The following is a 274-nucleotide window of genomic DNA, read 5'->3' on the forward strand; positions in this document are numbered from 1 at the left end:
TTTAACAAAGGAGGATTTATGGATTTTATGAGCATTTTGGGGCGCTGTTTACTTCTTCCTTTCCCTGTTGCGATGTTTGTCGGTTGCCTGTTTCCAGGCATCGATGATCGTTTTACTGGAATGTTCATGAGTTTTATTGTCGGTTGTCTATCGTGGTATATCACCAAGCCAAAACCGCAAAAGGCTGAGGTCGCGTAAGCGGCCTTTTTTACGCCCCTCGTTTAATTTCTCGCCCGACTTGGACATACACTCATTCTGTTCAGAAATAGTATTG

General features: G+C 43.4%; 1 protein-coding gene. It reads left to right on the forward strand.

What is annotated here, in order from left to right; translation table 11 throughout:
* Positions 1 to 18 precede the first annotated feature (18 nt).
* Complete coding sequence (locus RTW80_RS29205) at positions 19 to 198, forward strand: hypothetical protein (RefSeq protein ID WP_000347021.1); 180 nt, start codon at positions 19 to 21, stop codon at positions 196 to 198.
* The last annotated feature ends 76 nt before the right edge of the window (positions 199 to 274 follow it).

The sequence above is a fragment of the Escherichia sp. AM3 genome (assembly GCF_032029835.1).
GTDB lineage: Bacteria > Pseudomonadota > Gammaproteobacteria > Enterobacterales > Enterobacteriaceae > Escherichia > Escherichia coli.

Excerpts from the sequence above, each read along its gene's own strand:
- RTW80_RS29205 (WP_000347021.1), top strand. The coding sequence starts at position 19 with ATGGATTTTATGAGCATTTTGGGGCGCTGTTTACTTCTTCCTTTCCCT.